The sequence below is a fragment of the Streptomyces sp. B3I8 genome (genome assembly GCF_030816915.1).
Lineage (GTDB): Bacteria > Actinomycetota > Actinomycetes > Streptomycetales > Streptomycetaceae > Streptomyces.
In genome coordinates, this window is sequence record NZ_JAUSYN010000002.1 from 7,496,326 (window position 1) to 7,518,387 (window position 22,062).

Consider the following 22,062-nt stretch of genomic DNA (forward strand, 5'->3'; position numbering starts at 1 on the left):
GGGCGTGCAGCAGCAGGGGATGCCGCAAGGTGGCATGGAACCTCGCGCCGCAAAGGGCAGTGCCGCCGGCTAACCTCGCGCTTTCACGAGCTGCGCTGTCCCAAGCGCTGATCAGAAACACGGAAAGTGCTCTTGACCTGCAACGATAGGACTTGCTGAGGGTCCTGTTGGCTGCAAGGAAAAGAGCACTTTCCAGGTGAGAGAGCCTATCTCGTCGTACCCACGTGTCCGTGTCCAGGGAAACGGTCGGCAGGTGGTCTCGCAGGCCGGTGCGGTCCTGCTGATGGAGACGGTCCGCAAGACGGCCTTGACCAGGCGATATCCGCAGCTCTGGCTCCGTGGCGGAAGCCGCGGGCCGTCCACGATCCTGGCAAGGCTCTCCTGGACGTGGCGCGGGCGGTCGCACTGGGCGGGCACTGCCTCGCGGACGTTGCACCGCTGCGGTGTGAGCCGGCTGTCTTCGGCCCGGTCGCCTCCGACCCGACCATCTCCCGTCTGATCGACACCCTCGCGGCATCCGGCGAGAAAGCTCTGCGGGCCGTCCGGCCCGCACGCTCCGATGTCCGGCATCACGCCTGGTCGTTGGCGGGTGAGAACGCCCCGGACGCCGACGGCCGGGTCACCGTCGATCTCGACGGCGTCCTCGTGATCGCCCCCTCCGACAGGGGCCGGCGCAGGCCGCGTCGGCCGACCGGCCCACGGAACCGTCGGGCCGGTGATCCGCACTCATCAAGATTTTGCAGTTTGACATACGGATCTTGCGCACACCCATAGATTTTTATTCTGGTCACTCATAGCCTTCTTGCGGTCCCGCACTCCCCCCACGAGTACAGAAGGACATGCCTGTGACCCCCCTTCCCCCATGCAGACCGCTGCGTCGTGGCGTGTCGGCGTCCCTTTCTCTGATCGTCGCCGCGGCGGGCGCCATCGCCGCCGTCGCGGTGTCCGCCCCCGACGCCGTCGCCGCCGGCGTGCCCGCCCCTTCCCCCGTGGGGATCTCCGGCCGCGGTGCCACCGTCCCGTTCAAGGAGCAGGAGGCCGAGTACGCGGCCACCAACGGCACCCTGATCGGACCGGACCGTCTGTACGGGCACCTTCCGTCGGAGGCCTCCGGTCGTCAGGCGGTCACCCTGGATGCCACGGGCGAGTATGTCGAGTTCACGCTCACCGCACCGGCGAACGCCATGACGTTCCGCTACTCCCTGCCGGACAACTCCGCCGGCACCGGCCGTGACGCCGACCTCGACGTGATGGTGAACGGAAGCCGACTCAAGAGCGTGCCTGTGACCTCCAAGTACGGTTGGTACTACGGCGGTTATCCGTTCAACAACAATCCCGGCGACACCAACCCGCACCACTTCTACGACGAGGCCCGCACCATGTTCGGCTCCACGCTGCCCGCCGGCAGCAAGGTGCGCCTCCAGGTGTCGTCCACCAGTGCCTCACCGTCGTTCACCATCGACCTCGCGGACTTCGAGCAGGTGGGCGACCGGATCAACAAGCCGTCCGGCGCGCTGGACGTCGTCAGCGATTTCGGCGCCGACCCGACCGGAGCCACGGACTCGACGGCCCGGATCCAGGCGGCGGTAGACGCGGGCAAGGCGCAGGGCAGGACGGTCTACATCCCCCAGGGCACCTTCACCGTGCGGGACCACATCGTCGTCGACCAGGTGACGGTGACGGGAGCGGGACCCTGGTACAGCGTGCTGACCGGCCGCGACCCGTCGGACCGCTCCAAGGCCGTCGGCGTGTACGGCAAGTACGCCGCACAGGGCGGCAGCAGGAACGTGGTCCTGAAGAACTTCGCGATCATCGGTGACATCCGCGAACGCGAGGACAACGACCAGGTCAACGCCATCGGCGGCGCGATGTCCGACTCCACCGTGGACAACGTGTGGATGCAGCACACCAAGTGCGGTGCCTGGATGGACGGGCCCATGGGCAACTTCACGATCAAGAACAGCCGCATCCTGGACCAGACCGCGGACGGCGTCAACTTCCACATGGGCGTCACCAACTCCACCGTCACCAACACCTTCGTCCGGAACACCGGGGACGACGGTCTGGCGATGTGGGCGCAGGACATCCCGAACGTGAAGAACAAGTTCACCTTCAACACGGTGATCCTGCCCATCCTCGCCAACAACATCGTCACGTACGGCGGCAAGGACATCACCATTTCCGACAACGTCATGTCGGACACCCTCACCAACGGCGGCGGCCTGCACGTCGCCAACCGGTACCCCGGCGTCAACTCCGGTCAGGGGACCGCCGTGTCCGGCACCACCACGGCCACGCGGAACACCCTGATCCGAACCGGGAACAGTGACTACAACTGGCAGTTCGGGGTGGGGGCGGTGTGGTTCAGCGGGCTCAACGAACCCCTCGACGCCACGATCAACGTCACCGACAGCGAAATACTCGACAGTTCCTACGCCGCGATCATGAACATAGAGGGCGCCACGCGGGGGCTGCACTTCGACCACGTCCGGATCGATGGGGCGGGTACCTACGCCTTGCAGATCCAGGCACCGGGCACGGCGTCGTTCAGCGACGTCACCGCCACCAACATCGGCCAGTCCAACCCGATCCACAACTGCGTCGGCTCCGGATTCCAGATCACGCGGGGCAGCGGCAACAGCGGCTGGTACGCCGACCCGCCGGTCTGCACGGGCACCTGGCCCGCGCCCAAGTGGACCAACGGCGGCGTACCGGGCGGCGGCACCCCGCCCGACGACCCGCCGACCGATCCTCCGAACGACCCCACGGTGAACCTCGCCAAGGGGCGCTCGGTCAGCGAGTCCAGCCACACGGACGTGTACAGCGCGTCCAAGACGGTGGACGGCGACGCCAACACGTACTGGGAGAGTGCGAACAACAGCTTCCCGCAATCCGTGACCGTCGACCTCGAGGCCGCCAAGGCGGTCAAGCGGGTCGTCCTCAAGCTGCCCCCGGCGTCCGCATGGGCCACCCGCACCCAGACGCTCAGCGTCATGGGCAGCACTGACAACGACTCGTACACCACACTCGAGCCGTCGGCGGGTTACACCTTCGACCCGTCGAGCGGGAACACCGTCACGATCTCCCTGCCGGGTACCGCGACCCGCTACCTCCGCGTGCTGATCACGGCCAACACCGGGTGGCCGGCGGCACAGCTGTCCGAGGTCGAGGCTTACACCGGGTAGCCACGACCCGGCACCACGCCGCACGGGCCGACAGGAAGGACCGCCGCCTCCGCGGAAGCGGCGGTTCCTCCGCGGAAGCGGTGCGTGCGGAGGAACCGGTGCGTTCCGGCGAAGTCTCCGTTCGGTCCGACACGGGTTCTCAGGGGCGCGCCTCGTGGGTGAGGAGGGCGAGCTGCACCCGGTTGTTCAGATCCAGCTTGGTCAACGCGCTGGAGAGGTGCGCCTTCACCGTGCCGACGGAAAGGTGCAGCCGGGTACTGATCTGCTGGTTGGACAGACCTTCCGCCACCGCCTCGGCCACCTCGCGTTCGCGGGCGCTGAGCAGCGCGAGCCGCTGCCCGGCCCGCTGCGCACGGTCGCCCGGCCGGGCCGCCACGTGCTCTATCAGGGGGCATCCGCCGGAGCGGGGCACCGTGGGCATCTGTGGGACAACGGTGGGAACACGTATTCCATGACGAAGCCCAACGACGAAACGCACAGGTCCCACGCGCCCGGATCGCAGCCGAGTGTCCGCCCGGGTTCCGACGAACCCCAGACGATCACGGCACCGACACCTCCCGTCGCGTGGAGCAGCGGCCCTCCGGAAGACGCCGACCTGGCCGACGAAGAGAACGAACCGCGACGGTCCGGCACGGACGACGCATCGAAGAGGGCACCCCAGGACGACTGAGCCAGACCGGGTCGACGCACCGGCTCATCGGCAGGGCCTCGAACCGGATGTGGTCCAGCGGACGTGTCCGGAACGCGTCCAACTGTTCGTCCAGGGCCGCGCAGATCCGGGACACCTCGCTCTTGGACATCCCGATGTCGGAGCCGAGGGCTTCGACCAGGTCGTCGACCGACCGGGTGGACACACCGTGGACCTATGCCTCCACGATCACCGCGTAGAGGGCCTGATCGATGCGCCGTCGGCGCTCCGGGGAGGCTGGGGAAGAAGCTTCCGGCCCGCAGTCGCGGGATCGCGAGTTCGAGGTCGCCCGCCTGCGTGGTCACGGTCTTCTCCCGGTGGCCGTTGCGCCGGGTGGTGCGGGTGTCGGTGTGTTCGCCCCACTCGGCGCCGATCTTTGTGGTGGCCTCGGCCTCGATCAGTTCCCGCAGTTGGAGGGCACCGTCCGGCGGCAGTTCGGGCAGTGCTTCGTCTCAGCCCTTGTTGTCCGCACCGCGCAGGAGATCGGATCCAGGAGCGGCGGTGTATCCCGGTCACGGCGGGCCGTACGGCGCTGACGCGGGCGAAGCGGACGGATCCCGTCGCATCGAGTGGGACCGCGCTGGCGTCCGCGTCGGCTTGTCGCGCGGTTGTTCACTTATTGCATGGATTCATGGGTAACTTGCGAACGGTTCGGCCTCCTGGTTGGTTGACATGATGAACATCGCCGACCTCTTCGACCTGCTCGACATCCTGGAGGCCGCAGACGTCGCGTACTGGGTCGCCGGCGGGTGGGGAGTGGACGTCCTCGTGGGGCGTCAGACACGCCAACACCGGGATGTGGACCTCGCATTGGACGCCACGAGCGAGACTGCGACAGTCGACGCGCTGGAAGCGTTCGGGTACCGGGTGGAGACGGAACAGCGCCCTACGCGTGTGGAACTCGCGGCTCCTGGACGGCGCTGGGCAGATCTGCATCCAGTCGTCTTCGACGCCGAAGGAGTTGGACGGCAGGCCGACCTCGACGGCGGCTTCTTCCTCTATCCGCACGACGCCTTCACCGTCGGGACGATTCAGGGCCGCGCCGTCCCGTGCCTGTCGATCTCGAAACAACTCGACTTCCGCAGCGGATACACGCTCAGGGACGTCGACCATCACGGCATCGCGCTTCTCGAGAGCCTGAACCCCCACCGAAGCAGCGACGGCTGATATCGGCGGTCGCGCTACGAGCCGCTCGCTTCGTTCCCGCACGCCGCACAGACCTGGTGGCCGGACCCTGTTGTAAACGGCTCTGCTACCCGGCCACGCTCATGCATAGGGGTGATCAGCGGGCATTGGCTCTCGGTGGGCAATGCGCCAGCGAGAGGAGGGTGTGAAGGAGCGGTGGGCTTGAGTGACTTGGCGCCGGTCGACAGGTAGTCCGTCGGCGTTGATTCCTGCGGTCCAGGCGCAGTCGGCGACGGTCACGATGCGCAGGTGGATGCGGGCGATCAGCAGTTTCTGTGCCAGGAATGGCGCGTCGAGCAGGTCTGCGCCGGCGATCTGGGCGGCGGTGACAGCCTGGGTGCGGATGAGCTGCTCGTGCCCGTCGGAGCCGGTGAAATTGCCGGGTCCAAGCGGTGTGACGACCAATGGCTCGCCCAACTCAGCTGCCAGTACGGCGGGATCGTCCGGCAACAGCATGAGGCGGCATACGGTGAAGATCCGGGTGGAACGCGACGTACTCACGGAGGCAGTGGCCTAGGCGGCGCGCACACCGGGCCCGATGGATGCGCAGGGGCGGTCGCGCAGGGCGGCCTCGTCGGCAGCCCAGTCGAGCACCCTCATGCAGCGAGCGGGAACCGTCGAGATGGCCCAGCTCCGGGGAGGGCGGGGCATGGCCGGAGAGTGCTGCGACCTGGGGCGGATGGGGAAGATCACGGGCTGGACTCCTGGACTGCGTGGCGTGGGTCCGGTGCCTCTGTCCTCGCGCCGGGCTCCAGTAGTCGGCGGATACGCTCGTGCTCGGCAGCCATCTCGGGTGTGGCGAGGAAGTCGTTGAGATCGGCGGAGACCTCGTGGTCGACGTCCTCGATGGAACGAATGGCGAGTTCGTAGAGCTCGCCGCGCCGGTGGTGCTCCAAGTAGCTCTGCCAATGCGCCAACGCGCTGATGGCGGTGAGGACTCCGGTGTCCAGTTCGTCGTCGACCAGGATGCCGCCATAGATCGTCGCAAGCGCGTCGTGCAGCTCGGCGGCGCTGATGGTCAGAACGTTCGCGCAGGCGTTGCTGAGTGCGGTCCGGGCGTCTTTGGTGAGTTCGTCCTCGGTGGCACCGCGGAGCAGCTCCGGCCGCACCAGACGAGTGATCGTCTCCTCTGCAAAGACACGAGCCCCGCGCTCGGTGGCCCCGACGACCAGCCGGAGAATGTCCGCCTCAAGTTCGCTGTAGTTCACGCCCTCAGCCTAAGCGGGCCATCGCTTCCTTCATCCGGTCACTATCAAGACGGCCAAGGAGCTGAACCACCGCTTTTACCTCTCGAACAACCGTAAGCCGGCAAGACAGGACAACATCGCCGAGGGCCTGCGCCATCACGGGCGGGATATGGACCGGCCTGTCGGCTCCCCACGGACTCACGTGATCATTCCTGGCCAATCGCGACAACGACGGAGGAGGGTGTGTTTACTCGTGGGTTGCGGTCGGTCCGGGTGTGTTTTTCTCCTGTTGCTGGCTGAGTTTGTGGGCCGGGTTGTCGGTCTGGTCTCCCGTGTGCCGCGGCGGCTGGCCGGCCGGCGCGGCTGGGGTCTGTGTGGGTGGTGCTGTCTGGTGTCTGGTGTCTGGTTAGTGTGTGGTTGGTGTGAATGTTACGGGTAGTGTGGTGAGGCCGCGCATCCATACTGAGGGGCGCCATGTCAGTTGTGTTGTCTGGCCGGTCAGGACGAGGTCGGGTAGGTGTTCCATCAGGGTTTCCACGGCTGTGCGTGCCATGACGTCTGCGAGGAGTGGGGCCGGGTAGGGGCAGCGGTGTTCGCCGTTGCTGAAGGACAGGTGTGCGGAGTTTTCGGCTCCGACGTGTGATTCGGGCCAGATCTGGGGGTCGGTGTTGGCTGCGGCGAGTCCGAGGATGAGGCAGTCGCCTTCGCGGATGTGCCGGCCGCCGAGTTGGGTGTCGCGTGCGGCCCAGCGGCCGATGAAGTTCTGTGTGGGGGTGTCCAGCCACAGTACTTCGTTGAGTGCGTCGCCCACGCTGACCCGGCCGCCGGAGACGTTCACCGCGAAGCGTTCGTCGGTCAGCAGCAGGCGCAGGGTGTTGCCGATCCAGTTGGCTGTCGGCTGCTGGGCGGCGGCGATGACGGAGATGAGGTCCTGGACGGCTTCTTCGTCGCTGAGGCCGGCGGGGTGGAGCAGCATCCGTGAGGTGATGTCGGCTCCGGGGTTTTCCCGTTTGGTTTTCACCAGCTGTGTCAGGCGGGCGCCGACTCGTTGGTAGGCGGCGACCGGGTCGTCGTCCTGACCGGCGTCCAGTGAGGTGCGCAGGTCTTCTACCAGGGTGTCGGTCTCGTCGCTGTCCTGTGGCATGCCGCACATCCACAGGACCGCGCGGGCGGGGAGTGCGTGGGCGTAGGCGTTCATCAGTTCGGCTGTGCCGCTGCCGGCGAAGGAGGCGATCAGGTGTTCGGCGACTGTCTGGCACTCGCGTGCCAGTTCGAACTGGTCGATGCCTTCCAGGGCGTGGGTGAGGACGCCGGCCCGGCGCTGGTGTTCGGCGCCCTCGGTGAACAGTACGGAGGGCTGGTAGCCGACGAACGGCAGGAGCGGCCAGTTGTCGGGGATGTTCGGCCACTGGTTCCAGCGCCGGGAGTCCCGGGCGAACAGTTCGTCGTGGGCGCTCACGTAGCAGACCTCGGGGTAGCCGAGGACCAGCCAGGCGGGGATGTCGTTGTCGAGCAGGACCGGGGCGACCGCCCCGTGTTCCCGGCGCAGGGAACGGTACAGGTCGGAGGCCGACTGCTGGAACTGCAGCCCGGCCAGCCGGACTGCGGAGCCGTGGGCGGGGCAGCCCGGCGGGGGAGCGGCCGGGGAGGCGCTGTTGTGGTCGCTCACGAGGTCTTCTCCCGGGTCAGTGCCAGCGAGTGGAGGTGGTCCACGAGAGTGATCAGGACTTCCTTGCCCGATGATCTGACCCGCGCGTCGCAGTCGACCATCGGCACGTGGTCGCCCAGTGCCAGGGCCTGGCGGATCTCCTCGAGCGAGAAACGGCTCTCGTCGCCGTCGAACCGGTTGACGGCCACGACGAACGGTGTCTTGTGGTGTTCGAGCCGGTCGATGGCGTACCAGGAGTCCGTCATGCGCCGTGTGTCCACGAGGACCACCGCGCCCAGGGTGCCGGCGAAGAGCCGGTCCCACAGGAACCAGAAACGTTCCTGGCCCGGTGCGCCGAACAGGTAGAGCACCATCCGCTGGTTCAGGCTGATGCGCCCGAAGTCGAAGGCGACGGTCGTCGTCGTCTTGCCCTCCACGCCGGCGGTCCGGTCGACGTCCTGCCCGGCCTGCGTCATCACCTCCTCGGTGTTCAGCGGCCGGATCTCGCTGACGGAGCGGACCAGCGTCGTCTTGCCCACACCGAAGCCGCCCACGACGACGATCTTCAGGCCGGTCTCGGCCGCGTCGGTCAGCGGCGTGCGCTGGGACGGCAGCTCAGAGGTTGCGGAGCCCATGGAGCACCTCCTGGAGCATGGCGGTTTCGGGGAGGTCCGCTGCGGACCTCGCGGTGCGGGGGTGGCGGGCTGTCACCTTGCCCAGGGCATGGAGATCGCCCAGCAGGATACGTACGACCGTGACGGGCAGCCTGAGTTCGGCCGAGATCTCCACGAGCGCGGTGGGATGCCGGCACAGTTCCAGGATCCGCACGTGTTCGGACTGCATGCCCGGGGCCGGTTCGCACTCGCTGACGATCAGGGTCACGAGGTCGAACGCTTCGTCGGCCTCGCTGCGCCCGCCTGTCACCGTGTAGAGCCGGTCCGGGTCGCCGACGTCCACGGGTTTGCGGCTCACGCGGGGGCGCTCCCGCCGGCGGGTGTGCGGGGCTCGGCCCGCAGGTGCTCGCCGATCTGCTCGACGAGTTCGCTCATCCGGTGGCCCACCACGCCCGGGTCGGCGTCTTCCCGGGCGATCACCGCGAGGTGTGCGCCCAGGCCCGCCTCCACGATGAACAGCAGTCCGCCGTGGAACTCGGTCATGGAGTGCCGTACGCCTCCCGAGCCGTCGCCGAATTCCACGGACGCGCCCTGCGCGAGGGCCTGGATCCCGGAGCAGATGGCCGCCAGCTGGTCGGCCTGGTCCAGGGTGAGGTGTTCGGTCCAGCACAGTTTCAGGCCGTCCCGGGACAGGACCAGGGCGTGGCGGGTGCCCGGCGTGTGCTCCAGAAGGTTGCTCAGGAGCCAGGTGAGGCTGTTGTCGGTGGTCTCCATGACGGGCGGGACGGGATCGGACCGCTGGCGGTCTCCCGGCCCGTTCCTCCAATCGAACGGGGTGCGGCGGTTCGGTGCGGGTGCTGCCGTGCCCGGTGGCGCGGCGGGCCGGTGGGCTGGTGGGCTGGGCGTCGGCCGGTGGGCGGGCCGGTGGGCTAGGCGTCGGCCCCGGGATCCGTCCCGGATCCCGGTCCGGATCCCGGTCCGGGATCCGGGACGGCATCAGGTCCGGGGCCCGTTTGGGGCCCTGAGCGGCCGGGGGCCGCGCCGGGAGTGCTGCCTCCCGCGCGGCGGCCGTGGTGGTAGGCGCCGAACCGGCTGCCCGCGTTGCGGGCCGGTCCGGCGGCGTCGGACGGGGGCGGGGCCGATCCGGTGCCCGGCTGCGGCCGTCCGCGTTCCGCGGCGGCCATGGTGTGTCCCGGAGCCCGGACCGGCAGCCCGTTCGGCGTGGCGGTCCCCCGTCCGCGGGCCGGGACGCCGGGCGGCGGCACCCGGTCCCCGCGCGGGGCGACGTCGGCCGGCGCGAACATCTGCCCCTCCTGCGGGACCTCCCCGCTGCCGGACACCGCCGGCGCGGGGGACGCGGAGGGTGCGGCAGCGGCCGGGACCTGTGCGGTGCTGCCCGGGAGGCCGGCGGCGGCCGGTTCCCGCTGCTGGGCCACCAGCTGGGGCGGCAGCAGGACGACGACGCCGGTACCGCCGCGCGAGGACGGCCGGTAGCTGACACTGATGCCGTACTTGGCGGCGAGCCGTCCCACGACGCCGAGCCCGAGGCGCGTGCCCTGGAGCGCGGCGAGGTCGGTGACCTGGCCCGAGACCGACTCCTGCGCGCGGCGCATGGCGGCGTCGGACATCTTCAGCCCGCTGTCCTCGATGGTCACCACGAGGCCGGCGCTGCGCTCCTCCACATACACATGGACCTCGTCGATGGGCGGCGAGAAGTTGGCGGCGTTGTCCATGAGTTCGGCCAGCAGGTGCATCACGCCCTCGGCCGCGAAACCGGCCAGGGCGGCACGGCTGGAGTTGTGCAGCCGTACCCGGCGGTAGGCGGCGATGCGGCCCACCGCGCCGCGCAGGATGCTCTCCATGACGATCGGCTTGTTCCAGACCCGGCTGGACCGCCCGCCCATCAGCAGCGCCAGCCGGTCGGTCATGAGACCGAGCTGGGAGGTGCTGTGGTCCAGGCGCAGCAGGTCGCCGAAGACGTCCGCGCCGTGCCGGTCCTGCATCTCCCGCAGGTCGGCGAGCATGCTGACGGTCTTGGCCTGTACCCGGCTGAGTGCCTTCGCCGACGCCGCCTGCGCGGCGGCCGAGCGGCGTTCGCTGTGGGCGAGTTCCCGGACGAACGTTTCGGCGGGAGCACGCAGCGACGTCTTCGACGGCCGGGCGAGCTGGGCGAGAACGGTCTCGGCCGAGCTGCCCTCGCGCAGGAGGGCCACCGCCGCGGGCAGGATCTCCCGGGTGAGGTGCTGGAGTTCGGTGTCCCACCGCTCCAGCTCACGCCGGGCCCCGTCCAGTTCCGCACGCGCCCCGGCCGCCTCCCGCACCGCCGCGCCGACTTCACCGGCGAACACCTGCAGCAGGCGCCGCAGATAGGGGTCGCCAGGGGCGGGGACACCGGCCAGGGCCTGCTCCGCACTGGCTCCGTCCTTCAGCTGCCGCACGACCGAGCCCAGAGTCGTGCCGGCCAGCTGGTCCGTCTCGGCCCCGTGCCGCATCCAGTCCTTCTTGGTCCTCTCCAGCTCGTCGCTGCGGGACCGGGCCAGGCGGGAGAACCTGCGCAGCCGCACGGAGAAGGCGACGGTGAGGGCCGCCACGCACAGCCAGGCCACGGCCGCCGTGCCGGCGGCCCAGGCACGGGCCGCGTCCGGGGCGGCGACGGCCACCGCCGCGGCACCCGCGGCCGTCCCGGCCAGCACCGCGGGGACCACGGCCGCGGGCGCACGCCCGCCCGGCTCGGATCGGGGCGGGCGGGGGCGAGCTGGCACTGGCATTCAGCGGTCCCTGGGTCCATGAGAGTTCGGTACGTCACGACAGGCGCATTCCGGTGACCCGGAGGGCGGCAGGCCGTCTTCCGGATCACGCGCGGGCCTCATGCTAGTCACGTACATGGCATGAAGTGACGGGCAGGGGCCCGCCGGCTCCACCATTTCACTTCGTCGGGAAAAGATCACCCGGGCAGGACCGTGTGGTAAACCGCCGCCCGGCCGGGCGGCAACTGCCCTGCGGGCACGCCGGGTCGGCGCAGACACAGGCCGCCGTCGGCGCGTACAGCGGCGAACCCGCCCCCGCACAAGGCACACAGGAACAATTTCCAGCCAACCGCCCTGCCCGGCACGCCGGTTCGGCCCGCCTCACGGGGCCGCTGGACGACCCGGCCGGACACGAACGGCACGGAGCACGGCCAACGCTCGGAGAGAGATCTGTTGATGTGCTGTGGGTTCACCGGCCTGGTGTGCCGCGGCCCGGGCGGCCGGCGCGGAGGTGACCGTGCTGGAGCGCGGTGAGCTGCCCCTGCTGAAGGCCCTGGGCCGGGAGGCGGCCGAGGTCTCGTCGCTGTCGGCGACAACCCAGGACGCCTTCGCTCAGAGTCTGCCTTCGCCCACCCCTGCGGCGTCGCCCCGATCCCTGCCTCCTCCGGCACCACCAGCCGCCACCGCCTCGACCGCGGCGGCGACCGTCAGGCCGACCACGCCCTCTGCATGATCACCGTCAGCCGCATGGCCCGGGAGCCACGCACACGCGCCTGCGTGGCCCGCAGAACAGCCGAAGGCAAGACGAAGACCGAGATCATCCGCTGCTTGAAACGACACATCGCCCGTGAGGTCTACGGCCTGCTCGTCCCGCGAACCCCAGCGCACCCACCTGCCCGCGACGATCTGGCAACCGCAGCCCGACCTTCCTTGACAGCTGTACGAGCATCGGCAAAGCCGAACGCTTCAACCGCACCCTGCTCGACGAATGGGCCTGCCTACAGCCCTGCAACAGCAACGAACAGCGAACGGCAGCCCTCGACACCTTCCTGCACACCTGCACCAACGCGCTGCTGCCGGCACTGCGCGAGGCCGGGGCGGGCAGCGCGATCGTCAACATCTCCTCCGGCTCGGCGATCCTGCCAGGCCCGCCCATGGCTCACCACGCCGCGGCCAAGGCCGCACTCGACAACTACGGCAAGGCGCTCGCCGCCGGGCTCGCGCCCGCCGGGATCCGCGTCACCGTGATCATGCCCGGCAATGTGCTCACTCCGGGCGCCGACGAGGTCCGCCAGAGCTTCGACGACGCGATGGGCGTCGAACTCGCCGCGGTCACCGCGGACATCCCGCCGGGAGCCCCGGAGACCCTCGCGACATCGCCGAAGCCGTCGCCCACCTCGTCCCGGACCGAGCGCAGTGGATCACCGGGGCAAGCCTGAACGTCGAGGGCGGTGAACTTCCCGCGATCCAGGGTCTTTCGTTTGGATCAGGCCGGCTGGGAGGTGCGGTGCGTCTTCGACCGACCCCGCGACGCCGGAATGATCCAAACGAGAGGCCCTAGCCCCGTATTCGGTCAGCTGCGGCAACGGCCGGGCACGACGACTTGCCTCGCCGCGCCGGGCATCAGGCCCCAGCGGTGACCGGGGCGGGTGTGATTGAGAGGGGCGATCAGCGCACGCCGCTCGGCCGGTACCGCCGCGCGCCAGGTGGTGCCCCGAGCCGGGCGATGTGCGCTCCTTGCCCAGCACCCGCAGCTGGGCGGGCATGGTCACGGGCTGGTTCTCCCGGCGGACCCACCACGGGTTGTTGCCGTACCGGGGCGGCCCGCCGTCACCGCGGCACCCTCCGCCTCCGCCTCCGCCGCCGTCACCGCGGCACCCTCCGCCTCCGCCTCCGCCGCCGTCACCGCGGCACCCTCCGCCTCCGCCTCCGCCGCCGTCACCGCGGCACCCTCCGCCTCCGCCTCCGCCGCCGTCACCGCGGCACCCTCCGCCTCCGCCTCCGCTGCCGGCGCCGTCCGGCTTCTCGTCACTCACCCACCCGTCGCGCACCTGGTGGAGGAGACCGGGGCCAAGCAGGCCAACCTGAAGCGACGAGCCTGGCCCGAAGTGCTGCGACCTGCACTGACTGAACGCTGACGCAGGCTACGAGCCCTTGGGCGAGCACCGCTTCCAACCAATCATCGGAGGCACCCTTGCCGAACGGGCGGCCACGACCTTCACACATGGGACGGCGAGGCCCACACCACCTGTGGTGTGGGCCTCGCCGTTGTGCCGCTCAATGACCTTCTGCAGGGCGTTGTCTCACCGGGGCGCCGTCCGGGGCGCGTCCGGGGTGCGATCAGGACCAGGTGATGACGACGGCGCCGGGGGCGCCTTTGGCTCCGGTGGAGTCTTGGTCGCCGCGGTGTCCGTAGGTGCCGGTGTCTCCGTGGACGCAGTTACCCGCTGCGGTGCCGTGGCTGGGTTCGCAGCAGCCGCCCGGGCCGCCGCTGCCGCCGAAGCCGCCACGGCCACCGGTGCCTCCGTCGCCGCCCGCGCCGTAGGTGGCTGTGGCTCCCCTGCCGGGAGCCCCGCCGGCGCCGCCGGTGCCTCCCTCGCCGCCCTTGGTGCGGTGGTTCTGGATACCTTCCCCGCGCTCACCGGCCTTGCCGGGCTGCCCGGCGGCTCCGGTTCCCCCGCCCCCGCCGGCGGTGCCGTAATCCTTCTCCCAGGCGCTCCTGCAGCCGAGGAGTTGTAGATGGGGTTGCGGCCCTTACCGCCGCTGCCGCCGGTGCCTCCCCCGGTGGCGCCGGCCCCACCGCCGCCCGCGCCTTTCTTCTCCTCGCCGCCATAACCGCCGCCTCCGCCGCTGCCGCTGTGGCCGCCCGCCCCGGGCAGGCCCCCTTCACCGCCGCGTGCCTCCAAGCCGTTGACGAAGGATGAACCGCCCCTCTGCCCGCTGGAGCCGGCTTTCTGTCCCCTGGCACCGCTACTACCGTTGCCGCCGCCTCCGGGGATCAGAGGGGTGCCGCTGCCCCCGCTTTTCCAGGTCTCACCCTCGCGTGCGCCGGCACCACCGACAGCCCCGGCCCCTCCACCATCCGACGGTGGGCAGGAGGGCCGGCCATGCCGGCCGGCTGAGCCCGACTGCATCGGACACCGGCTGCTCGCCCCCACCGGCGGCAAGAAGTGGACGAAGGTGAGCGACGGCACCGCCGCCCGCTTCGTACGGGTGGACGTCAGCGCACAACAGACCGGCAAGGACAAGAGGCTGCCGGGAATCGAAGAACTCCTCGTGACACGGAAACGCTGGCCCGAAAGACCCGAGCCTCGAAGACCCGGGGACCGGCATGGTGACAGAGCCGCGGCAACCGCACGCGCGTAAACCGGCCCGGTTGACCCGCCCAGGCCCTGGCCGGGTACGGCCAGAGCTCCCTCAGTGCCACCCGCCGGTCCTCTGTGGCGGCCCGCTCAGCAACGAGCGAGCCGCCTCATCGCCCGCCCACGGCTCCGGAAGCCGGCCACGCCGCTGACGGCTTCCACCACCATAAGCTCCCGCAACCACACCAAACCCACCAAAAAAGACGTCATGACGACACAGCAGATCGGAGTCAAAACCGGCAACGCGCGCTATGACGCGCTGCGCCATGGGCTCAACCAGCGCTGGATCGCCCGCCCCGACTACGTCGTGGTCACCACGCGAAATGCCACCATCCGTCAGAACCCGACGTCGGGCCCCCGGTAGGCCGGCGGTCGCCGTGCCCGGGTGGCCTGTTCATACGCGTAGGCCAGTCGCAGAAGCGTCGGTTCGCTCCAGGCCGTGCCCATGAAGGTCAGGCCGACCGGCAGGCCGAAGGCGAAGCCGGCCGGGACACTGACGGCCGGGTAGCCGGCGAGGGCCGCCGGGGTGGAGGAGCCTCCGCTGTGGGCGTCACCGCGAATGAGGTCGATCTTGGCCGGGGGACCCGAGGTCGGCATGACCAGGGCGTCCAGGCGGTGCTCACGCAGCACGGAGTCGATGCCCTCGGCCCGGGACAGGCGGTGGTTGGTGTCGAGAGCCTCGCGGTACTCACGGTCACCGAAATCCAGCTCCTCGACGAACTCCAGGCCGTCCTGCTGTACATATCGCAGCTCCCGACCAGCGTGTTCGCGGTTGAACTCGATCAACTCAGGCAGGCTGCGCGGGTGCCGACCCGGCGCAGCGGCCAGGTATCCGTTCAGCGCCTTCTTGACCTCGTAAGCCTGAACCACCATCGAACTCGGCAGATCCTCGAGGCGTTCGGCCGTGGGGATGTCCGCCGGGTCGATGACCGTCGCCCCCGCCCTGCTCAAATCCGCGATCGCCCGCTCAGCGATCTCGTCGGCGTGCCAGTCGTAGCCGAAGTACACGGTGCGTGGTACTCCGATTCGGGCGCCGCGCAGGCCGTCGGCATCCAGGAAGCGGGTGTAGTCGCGGTGCCAGTGACCGCGGCCGGCCCGGGTCGCCGGGTCGCGTGCGTCGGGGCCCGCCAGCACGCCCAGCATGACCGCCGTGTCGCGGACCGTCCGTGCCATCGGCCCCACGCTGTCCTGACTCGGCACGCCGGGGATGACCCCACCTCGCCCGACCAGCCCGACCGTCGGCTTCAACCCGACCAGGCAGTTCGCGGAGGAGGGGTCGAGGATCGAGCCGTTGGTCTCGGTGCCGATGCCCGCAACGGCCAGGTTGGCCGCCACGGCGGCGCCCGTGCCGGAGCTGGACTCGTTCGGGGAGCGGTCGAGTTTGTAGGGGTTCCTGGTCTGACCGCCCCTGGCGCTCCACCCGGCGTGATGAACGAGGGACATGCCGCCCGCCCATTCACTGAGGTTGGTCTTGCCGAGGATGACGGCCCCGGCCTCGCGCAGGCGGGCGGCGACGGTGGCGTCAGCGGTCGGCCGCAGACCCACCAGTGCGAGCGAACCAGCCGTGGTGTGCATGCGGTCCGCGGTTTCCACAAGGTCCTTCAATAACACGGGCATGCCGTGCAGTGGCCCGCGAGTCCCCCGCAGGGCGTCCAGGCGCCGTGCCTCGCGCAGAGCATCGGGATTGACCTCGATCACCGCGTGCAGGAGCGGATCGACATGTCGGATGCGGTCGAGGTAGTAGCGGGTGATCCGCTCGGCATCGAGTTGCCCGTCGGACATCCGGCGGTGCAGCCCGGCGACGCTTAGCTCGTCCAGTTCACCGGGGGTGGTGTCGGGCAGCGGCGGAGCGGAAGCCGAAGCTGCGTTCCTGCCCCGCCAGGGCGTCGCAGCGGCGGCCGCGCCGAGCGCGAGCACGCTGCGGCGAGTGGTAGACGAAGTGGGAGAACTCATGAGCAGCACGCTAGGGGTGTGGGCCGCGCAGCGCGCTGGGGCTGCCACCCGGTTCCAGCCGGGTGCACTCCCTACAACACGGCATGCGGACAACCCGAGTTGAGGAACAACCCGGTCGCGAACGTGCTGCTGCTCCGCAGATTGCTCGTTCGCCAGATCGCACAGGCCCACTCTTCGGGCGGACCGCCCGGGAAGCCCCCCCGCCCCCCGAACCGCACCTGGCACCCCAGCTCCACCACCGGCCTGCCCGGCATCCCGCTGCCCGCCCCCACCCCGCAGCCTGCGCACACACCGGCATCCGCTCATGCATCGCCGCCCCCAGGTCCGCCGCCAGCCACCCCACCCACAGCGCATGGAACAGCACGGGAAACACGACCAGCGGATCCCCGACCCCGCGTACGCCCTCCCACAGCGGCGCGGGCTCGGCGAACGCCTCCTGCAGCGCGGCAGCCGGCAACCGACCACCGTGGCGCCGCGGGTGCCGGTATCCGGCCAGCCAGGCCACATTGCGCCGATAGACCGGGTCAACAGGCCCAAGCACCCAGTACCGCCAGCCCACCGCCGTACAGATCTCTCCGACCACTGCAGCAAGAGACCGCTGACGCCCCGACAACTCTTCTCTCCCCGCGCAGTCGGCGAGCACCCCCTGGCCATCGGCCAGCCGGAGCATCAGCTGAGGAGCATGCGCCCGCACCCCGCCTTGGCACATGCCACCGCAGTTCAAGCGGCCGGGCGGCCAGACCGCTGACGCGCGGATCGCGGTCAAGGAGCATCACGTGCAGTCGCACCGCTGCCGACCCGTAGCGCACAAGCCGTCCGGTGATGGCCGACCACCACCATCCCGGCGCCAGCCGCTTGCCTTTGCGGGCTGGGAAAGGCTTCAGCGGCGGACAGTTTTCGAAGACCACCTCGGCGGCAACCAATGACCACCTCGAACACTCAGTCGCCCCGCCCGCAGCCTGGAACAGCACATCCACCGACTCGACTTCGGACCGCCACGCCCCCGCTCCGCCCCACCCCGCATCCTGCATACAGAACCAAACGGCCTATCGGCCCATCCGGTAACAGGCGTGCGCGCGGCCCATCGGCGAACGTTCAGCTGCGCCCGGACTGTTCTGCAGCCCAGGTGTAGCCCAGCTCTGCGAGGGCGGCCCGCTGTGTCGCATCCAGCCGGTCACGCCTGGCCTTCTGGTTACTCAAGAACACACCCAGCCTGATCGCCGAACCGTCAGGCAGCTCCTCAATGTGCGCCCTCCCGACGACGGTTCTGCCTTCCCGCTGGATGTACTGGGTCAGGGCTGCCAGACCGCGCTGGAAGGCTGACGCTTTCCCGCCTTTCTTGGCCGCCGGAGCTGGGGCGGGCTGCTCGGCGGGCGTTACCCCCAGCCGCGCGAGCCGCTGCTGCTGGTCTTCGGAGAGCTCCGCCCAGCTGCGGCGTTGCCGCTGAAGCCATTTGCCGAGGTCATCGCCTTCGTAGAGGACACCGGGCGCGATGTCGGGCAGGACACCGCCGGGTTCGTCTTCGGCGAGGTGGGCGAGCACCCGGTAGTGGCGTTGCCAGTCCAGTGGCCAGGGGCAGTTCCAGCCGGGGTCGATCCCGGAGAGCTGTGCGCCCCGTGTCTGCGCCCGTTCGGGATGCTTGCCGAGGCCGCCCTTACGCCTGAGATTCGCCAGTAGCTGACCGATGGGGACAGGCTTGCCGTCGGCGGGATCGCCCCACAGGGCGTCCTGCCTCGGGGCCATGTGCCCGTGCGCACGGTGGTACGAGCGCAACACCGCCAGCTTCGTCTCCCAGGCTTCTTCGCCGGGCTCCCAGACCATGCCGGCCTCCGGCGCGTCGAGCAGCTTCTTGCGCCGCTCCTCAAGCTCCCCGGCCCGCCGCGCCTTCCGCTGCTGGTGCACCCACCTGCCCAGCGGAAAGGCCCTGGTGACGCCGACCTCGGTCTCCGTGTCGTAGGGGACGGCGTGCAGGCCGGTGATCCCGTGCTCCTTCCGCCACCGCAGCAGGGCCTGGTAGCCCTCCAGCCAGACCAGTGACTCCGGCCGGTAGACCCGGGTGCGCAAGAACGCCGCGATCGTCGCCGCGTCCCTCGGGGTGGAGAAGTGGAGCAGGGCCGATTCGGCGGCGGCCTGGGTGTCGTCGTCCTCTTGGTCCTGGCCGTTGCTCTCGCTGCCGGCTCCGATGATCTGGCCGTCTTCGTCCCGCTTCACGTGCACGTGCCGCTGCCCGTGGGTGAGGGCACGTGAGGCGAGTTGTTCGACGAGTCGTTCGTCATGTGAGCGCAGGCCTTGGAGGACGGCTACGAGGGGCTTGAAGCTTGCGGAGGCGAGCATGTTGGTCGGGTCTTCTCCGGGTTTGAGGAAGACGGGCACGATGATCCGCGCGATTTTGGTGGAGCCGTCCTTGTTGGGGCGGAGGGCGCGGCCGATGTTCTGGACGATCTCGATCTGGGAGCCGCGGGTGTCGGCGAAGCAGACGGCTTCGACTCCTCGTTCGCCGGTGATGTCGACGCCTTCTCCGAGGACGCGGCAGCTGGCGAGGAACGCGCGGTGTACGCGTCGGCCGTCGGCGTCGATGCCGCCTGCGAACTGGTGGAGGGCTTCGCGTCGTTCGGTGACGAGGTGGTCGCCGCACAGCCACGCCGACCACACCCGCTCCGGCGGGACGTGCCGTCCGGCTTCCAGTTCGTAGAACCCAGCGCCGATCGACGACGCGGGCAGCTTCTCCGCGGCCGCCAGGTCCTCGCCGGAGGCGTCGCGCGCGTACAGCGCGGCTGCGGTCTTCGGCAGTTTCTCCGCGAACGCGGCGGCTTCCTCGACCTTCTGGTGGAACGTCATGACCGTACGCAGGTTGTACGCCGCCGCGTGCTCCAAAAGTGCGGTCTGCAGCAGCGCCAGGCGCCGGCCCCGCCGCGCCTCCTGTGACTCCCCGACGATGTGGGAGGGGTCGTGGATTTCGAGGACGTCGATCTCGAACCCGGCGAGGATGCCCCGCTCGATCGCCTCGGAGAGCCCGAGTTCGGCGCCGGGGAGCCAGGCCCCGAAGGTGCCGTCCGGGTCGTCGGCCATGCTCGCGAGTTCCGCCTCCATCCCGCCCGCGCCCTTCTGCGGGCGGGGCGAGGCGAGGATGCGCGGGGTGGCGGTGAGGTAGAGCCGGAAGTCCGCGGGGATGCGGGCGTTGTCGTGGATCGCCGCCCACGGCCGACCGAGGTCACCCGCGGTTGAGTGGGCCTCGTCCACGATGGCGAGGTCGAACGGGGCCATCTGCTGGCCGTAGAGCCGCTCCCCGCCCGCCAGAGCGGCTTCCACCGGCCCGCGAACCGTCCGCCGGCCGGTCGGGTCCTCCGGGTCCTCGCGGTCCACGAGGGAGGCGTAGGTGGCGAACACGACCACGGGCCCGGACCCGGCCCAGAGCGCGAGCTGGATCGCATTCGTGGTGGTGCGCACCCCCAGTGCACCGAGGACCGGGTCGTTCTCCAGCGAGCACACCGCCACCATCGGCGCCCGATGCCCGACCGCACGCCACGCCTGGGCGGTCTGTGCGAGCAGGTCCAGGGTGGGCACGGTCACCAGGATCCGTCCGCCCGGGAAGCACTCCAGCGCGCTCGCGGCAGCCGTGATCGTCTTACCGGAGCCGGTGGCGGACACCAGCGTGCCCCGGGCCCCCTGCACGGGAACAGACGATCTTGCAAAAAATTTGGCCCATTCCCGAATGGCCGTTTTCTGGGTCACCTGATGTTCCCGGAGACTGATCACAGATTTCGACCTTTCCTTTTTCCGGGCGACATCAGGTTCTTCCACCACGTGCCCGTGCCCGAAGTGACCGCGCTTTCGTCGAGGGCCGGAGCGGGGCAGGGGTACCTGCCGATCCCGCCGCGCGCGGGCAGCTCGTCCTCGAAGCCGCAGGCGGCTACAGCTTTGAAGCCACCGTGCCACAGCGCTTCGAGCACGGCCGTGACGGCCTGCACCACCTCGTCCGGCGTTCCCGCGTGGGCCTCGCACTCAGCACGGTCGGCCACTGAAGGAAGCCGAAGGGATGGGCGCGCCGATTGGTGGCGTAGTCGTTGTGCTCGCCTTCCACGCGCACCGGCCCGACGGTCAGCTCCGCACCGTCGTCCTCAACGAGGCCGAGGGCGTCTCGAAGCCGGCCCACGACCCGCGGGGCGGACACGGCGTCCACGTAGATCGAGGCGTCGCTGTAAGGGGAGTCCGGGCCGAGGGGCGACGGCCCGCGATCATTCGGCACGCGCGCTCCCCGGGGATTTGGCCGGGGTGAGGGAGAGGAAGTGCTGGAGCAGCCGCTGGGCCGGTTCGTGGCCGTAGCTCTCGGCCATCTGCAGCGGAGTTTCCCCGTTGGCAGCCGGCAGGTACAGGTCGGCACCGTAGGCCAGCCCGATTGCAGTGCTGGCCGTGTGCAGGGGACGCCCCGACTGCAGGTGGCCGTCCCCTTCCGAGCCGATCGCGTGAGTCAGCAACGTGAGCCCGAAGCACACCTCGTCCGGGTCCGCCCCAGCGTCCACGGCTCCACCTCAGGCCAGGAGCTAGGCCCTAGCGCATCGGAACCCATAGCGCCCTTCCCCTCTCCACCGGCCTTGCTGGGCCGTGGCTGTCAGACAGCAGACCGGCCACGGACCTAACGCGCCGAGACCGATACGCCCTCAATCCCCGCTACCGGATGTCCCCGCTTTACACCAATGCTACATGCTGCATCACATCAAGATGCAGCTTCCGAGACCACCCGACCGGGCCCCTCCACAAAATCCCCTGTGACCCCGATGGGCGTCACACATCGGGGTACACGGTGCCGCATGGCACCGAAGACCGAACGCATCCAGCTCCTGTGGGCCGTGCGGCAACTGCGCCGTATCCGCTCCTTCTACGCCGCAGCCATCCTGCTGTGGACGGGGACCACTGCCTGGACGGGCTGGCAGGCACCCGGGAGTCGGCAGATGTGGGTGTCCGTCCTCCTCCTGGCCGTCTTCACCGTACTGCTCGTCACCGCGAGCCTCGCCCTGCGGCGTCTCGCCGTTCCCGCCGCAGGCCGGCCCGCGCACCACGCTGCCCCGCCCAAGCTGCCAAGCACCCGCCGTCACGCTCACGCCTGAGAGCCCGTCACTCTGCTCACGAGTCAGCCAGACCCCAGCCGCGCCCGCTTTGGACGGGGTCATGTGGCCTGTTGACAGCCCGTGACCGGACCACACAAGCCCCCCATCCCTGTAGGTGCCCGGGCCGTAGGCCCGTTGGCCGGCCCGCGCAGCGGGCCCGGCCTTTGTGGCGCACAGCGCCACCAGGTGGCTGGAGCGCAGCAGAGGCCACCCGGGGCCGAAGGCCCCGCAGCTCCGGGAGCGCAGCGAACGGAGCGTCACCCGCCCTGCGCAGCAGGGCGGGTGTGCGGGACGCGCAGCGTCCCGCCAGCGCTCCCGCGGAGCGGGAGCGCAACACCCGCGCGCAGCGCGGGTGTTCGCTTGCCCATCGCGCAGCGATGGGGTACCC

At 69.9% G+C, this 22,062-nt stretch carries 19 protein-coding genes and 4 pseudogenes; 8 read left to right on the forward strand and 15 right to left on the reverse strand.

Annotation, left to right across the window (positions count from 1 at the left end; genetic code table 11):
• Positions 1 to 196 precede the first annotated feature (196 nt).
• Both QFZ64_RS35070 and QFZ64_RS35075 read left to right on the forward strand, forming a co-directional pair.
• A pseudogene (locus tag QFZ64_RS35070) lies at positions 197 to 666 on the forward strand (transposase); the annotation flags it as partial.
• A gap of 173 nt (positions 667 to 839) precedes the next feature.
• Positions 840 to 3,185, forward strand: coding sequence for a discoidin domain-containing protein (locus QFZ64_RS35075; protein ID WP_307071529.1), 2,346 nt, complete (start codon positions 840 to 842; stop codon positions 3,183 to 3,185).
• Positions 3,186 to 3,324: 139 nt separating this feature from the next.
• Here QFZ64_RS35075 and QFZ64_RS35080 read toward each other — a convergent pair whose 3' ends face one another.
• Both QFZ64_RS35080 and QFZ64_RS35085 read right to left on the reverse strand, forming a co-directional pair.
• The gene (locus QFZ64_RS35080; RefSeq protein WP_373430717.1) at positions 3,325 to 3,606 is read right to left on the reverse strand and encodes a response regulator transcription factor; all 282 of its coding nucleotides are present in this window, start codon (positions 3,604 to 3,606) and stop codon (positions 3,325 to 3,327) included.
• Positions 3,607 to 3,895: 289 nt separating this feature from the next.
• Positions 3,896 to 4,283 (reverse strand): annotated as a pseudogene (locus tag QFZ64_RS35085) (transposase); the annotation flags it as partial.
• A gap of 262 nt (positions 4,284 to 4,545) precedes the next feature.
• On the opposite strand from QFZ64_RS35085, the gene QFZ64_RS35090 reads away from it, so the two are divergent.
• Positions 4,546 to 5,040 carry a nucleotidyltransferase domain-containing protein gene (locus tag QFZ64_RS35090; protein ID WP_307071530.1) on the forward strand — a complete coding sequence of 165 codons (495 nt, stop codon included), beginning with the start codon at positions 4,546 to 4,548 and terminating at the stop codon, positions 5,038 to 5,040.
• A gap of 99 nt (positions 5,041 to 5,139) precedes the next feature.
• On the opposite strand, the gene QFZ64_RS35095 is transcribed toward QFZ64_RS35090, so the two are convergent.
• The 7 genes from QFZ64_RS35095 to QFZ64_RS35125 all read right to left on the reverse strand — a co-directional run bounded on the left by QFZ64_RS35095 (position 5,140) and on the right by QFZ64_RS35125 (position 11,275).
• Positions 5,140 to 5,559, reverse strand: coding sequence for a hypothetical protein (locus tag QFZ64_RS35095; RefSeq protein WP_307071531.1), 420 nt, complete (start codon positions 5,557 to 5,559; stop codon positions 5,140 to 5,142).
• Positions 5,560 to 5,747: 188 nt separating this feature from the next.
• Entirely contained in the window at positions 5,748 to 6,266 is a 519-nt protein-coding gene (locus tag QFZ64_RS35100; protein ID WP_307071532.1) for a hypothetical protein, read from the reverse strand.
• Between the two features lie 385 nt (positions 6,267 to 6,651).
• Positions 6,652 to 7,914: a cytochrome P450 gene (locus QFZ64_RS35105; protein WP_307061771.1), complete on the reverse strand. Its 1,263-nt coding sequence runs from the start codon at positions 7,912 to 7,914 to the stop codon at positions 6,652 to 6,654.
• Positions 7,911 to 8,528: an ATP/GTP-binding protein gene (locus tag QFZ64_RS35110; RefSeq protein ID WP_307061769.1), complete on the reverse strand. Its 618-nt coding sequence runs from the start codon at positions 8,526 to 8,528 to the stop codon at positions 7,911 to 7,913. The genes QFZ64_RS35105 and QFZ64_RS35110 overlap by 4 nt, the downstream gene beginning before the upstream one ends.
• Positions 8,509 to 8,865: a DUF742 domain-containing protein gene (locus QFZ64_RS35115; RefSeq protein WP_307061767.1), complete on the reverse strand. Its 357-nt coding sequence runs from the start codon at positions 8,863 to 8,865 to the stop codon at positions 8,509 to 8,511. The genes QFZ64_RS35110 and QFZ64_RS35115 overlap by 20 nt, the downstream gene beginning before the upstream one ends.
• A complete protein-coding gene (locus QFZ64_RS35120; protein WP_307061765.1) occupies positions 8,862 to 9,281 on the reverse strand; it encodes a roadblock/LC7 domain-containing protein in 420 nt (139 codons plus the stop codon). Before QFZ64_RS35120 ends, QFZ64_RS35115 begins: the two co-directional genes overlap by 4 nt.
• A gap of 155 nt (positions 9,282 to 9,436) precedes the next feature.
• Positions 9,437 to 11,275 (reverse strand): ATP-binding protein, encoded by a 1,839-nt coding sequence (locus QFZ64_RS35125; protein WP_307061763.1) that lies wholly within the window; start codon positions 11,273 to 11,275, stop codon positions 9,437 to 9,439.
• Between the two features lie 555 nt (positions 11,276 to 11,830).
• On the opposite strand from QFZ64_RS35125, the pseudogene QFZ64_RS35130 reads away from it, so the two are divergent.
• The 3 genes and pseudogenes from QFZ64_RS35130 to QFZ64_RS35140 all read left to right on the forward strand — a co-directional run.
• Positions 11,831 to 12,121 (forward strand): annotated as a pseudogene (locus QFZ64_RS35130) (transposase); the annotation flags it as partial.
• An 83-nt stretch (positions 12,122 to 12,204) separates the two neighbouring features.
• Positions 12,205 to 12,312 (forward strand): annotated as a pseudogene (locus QFZ64_RS35135) (IS481 family transposase); the annotation flags it as partial.
• On the forward strand, positions 12,304 to 12,693 hold the full coding sequence (locus QFZ64_RS35140; protein ID WP_307071536.1) for an SDR family NAD(P)-dependent oxidoreductase: 390 nt from the start codon (positions 12,304 to 12,306) through the stop codon (positions 12,691 to 12,693). The pseudogene QFZ64_RS35135 and the gene QFZ64_RS35140, both read left to right, overlap by 9 nt.
• A 329-nt stretch (positions 12,694 to 13,022) precedes the next feature.
• Here the strand turns inward: QFZ64_RS35140 and QFZ64_RS35145 are convergent, their stop codons facing one another.
• Entirely contained in the window at positions 13,023 to 13,286 is a 264-nt protein-coding gene (locus QFZ64_RS35145; RefSeq protein WP_307061760.1) for a hypothetical protein, read from the reverse strand.
• Between the two features lie 1,538 nt (positions 13,287 to 14,824).
• Between QFZ64_RS35145 and QFZ64_RS35150 the strand changes: the two genes are divergently transcribed.
• Positions 14,825 to 14,980, forward strand: a complete 156-nt coding sequence (locus QFZ64_RS35150; RefSeq protein ID WP_307071533.1) for a hypothetical protein — start codon at positions 14,825 to 14,827, stop codon at positions 14,978 to 14,980.
• On the opposite strand, the gene QFZ64_RS35155 is transcribed toward QFZ64_RS35150, so the two are convergent.
• The 5 genes from QFZ64_RS35155 to QFZ64_RS35175 all read right to left on the reverse strand — a co-directional run bounded on the left by QFZ64_RS35155 (position 14,953) and on the right by QFZ64_RS35175 (position 21,089).
• Positions 14,953 to 16,569: an amidase gene (locus QFZ64_RS35155; protein WP_307071534.1), complete on the reverse strand. Its 1,617-nt coding sequence runs from the start codon at positions 16,567 to 16,569 to the stop codon at positions 14,953 to 14,955. The two genes, QFZ64_RS35150 and QFZ64_RS35155, sit on opposite strands and share 28 nt — an antisense overlap.
• Positions 16,570 to 16,579: 10 nt before the next feature.
• The gene (locus QFZ64_RS35160; protein ID WP_307071977.1) at positions 16,580 to 17,278 is read right to left on the reverse strand and encodes a TnsA-like heteromeric transposase endonuclease subunit; all 699 of its coding nucleotides are present in this window, start codon (positions 17,276 to 17,278) and stop codon (positions 16,580 to 16,582) included.
• Between the two features lie 386 nt (positions 17,279 to 17,664).
• Positions 17,665 to 20,325 carry a DEAD/DEAH box helicase gene (locus tag QFZ64_RS35165; protein WP_307071535.1) on the reverse strand — a complete coding sequence of 887 codons (2,661 nt, stop codon included), beginning with the start codon at positions 20,323 to 20,325 and terminating at the stop codon, positions 17,665 to 17,667.
• The gene (locus tag QFZ64_RS35170; protein ID WP_307061707.1) at positions 20,322 to 20,588 is read right to left on the reverse strand and encodes a hypothetical protein; all 267 of its coding nucleotides are present in this window, start codon (positions 20,586 to 20,588) and stop codon (positions 20,322 to 20,324) included. Before QFZ64_RS35170 ends, QFZ64_RS35165 begins: the two co-directional genes overlap by 4 nt.
• 216 nt (positions 20,589 to 20,804) lie before the next feature.
• Positions 20,805 to 21,089: an ankyrin repeat domain-containing protein gene (locus QFZ64_RS35175; RefSeq protein ID WP_307061709.1), complete on the reverse strand. Its 285-nt coding sequence runs from the start codon at positions 21,087 to 21,089 to the stop codon at positions 20,805 to 20,807.
• Between the two features lie 288 nt (positions 21,090 to 21,377).
• Between QFZ64_RS35175 and QFZ64_RS35180 the strand changes: the two genes are divergently transcribed.
• Positions 21,378 to 21,674, forward strand: a complete 297-nt coding sequence (locus tag QFZ64_RS35180) for a hypothetical protein (RefSeq protein ID WP_307061711.1) — start codon at positions 21,378 to 21,380, stop codon at positions 21,672 to 21,674.
• Positions 21,675 to 22,062: the final 388 nt, after the last annotated feature.

Coding starts and splice junctions, on each gene's coding strand:
- QFZ64_RS35110 (WP_307061769.1), bottom strand. CDS start 8,528: ATGGGCTCCGCAACCTCTGAGCTGCCGTCCCAGCGCACGCCGCTGACC.
- QFZ64_RS35150 (WP_307071533.1), top strand. CDS start 14,825: ATGACGACACAGCAGATCGGAGTCAAAACCGGCAACGCGCGCTATGAC.
- QFZ64_RS35180 (WP_307061711.1), top strand. CDS start 21,378: ATGGCACCGAAGACCGAACGCATCCAGCTCCTGTGGGCCGTGCGGCAA.
- QFZ64_RS35120 (WP_307061765.1), bottom strand. CDS start 9,281: ATGGAGACCACCGACAACAGCCTCACCTGGCTCCTGAGCAACCTTCTG.
- QFZ64_RS35090 (WP_307071530.1), top strand. CDS start 4,546: ATGATGAACATCGCCGACCTCTTCGACCTGCTCGACATCCTGGAGGCC.
- QFZ64_RS35080 (WP_373430717.1), bottom strand. CDS start 3,606: ATGCCCACGGTGCCCCGCTCCGGCGGATGCCCCCTGATAGAGCACGTG.
- QFZ64_RS35160 (WP_307071977.1), bottom strand. CDS start 17,278: ATGTGCCAAGGCGGGGTGCGGGCGCATGCTCCTCAGCTGATGCTCCGG.
- QFZ64_RS35075 (WP_307071529.1), top strand. CDS start 840: ATGCCTGTGACCCCCCTTCCCCCATGCAGACCGCTGCGTCGTGGCGTG.
- QFZ64_RS35155 (WP_307071534.1), bottom strand. CDS start 16,569: ATGAGTTCTCCCACTTCGTCTACCACTCGCCGCAGCGTGCTCGCGCTC.
- QFZ64_RS35125 (WP_307061763.1), bottom strand. CDS start 11,275: ATGCCAGTGCCAGCTCGCCCCCGCCCGCCCCGATCCGAGCCGGGCGGG.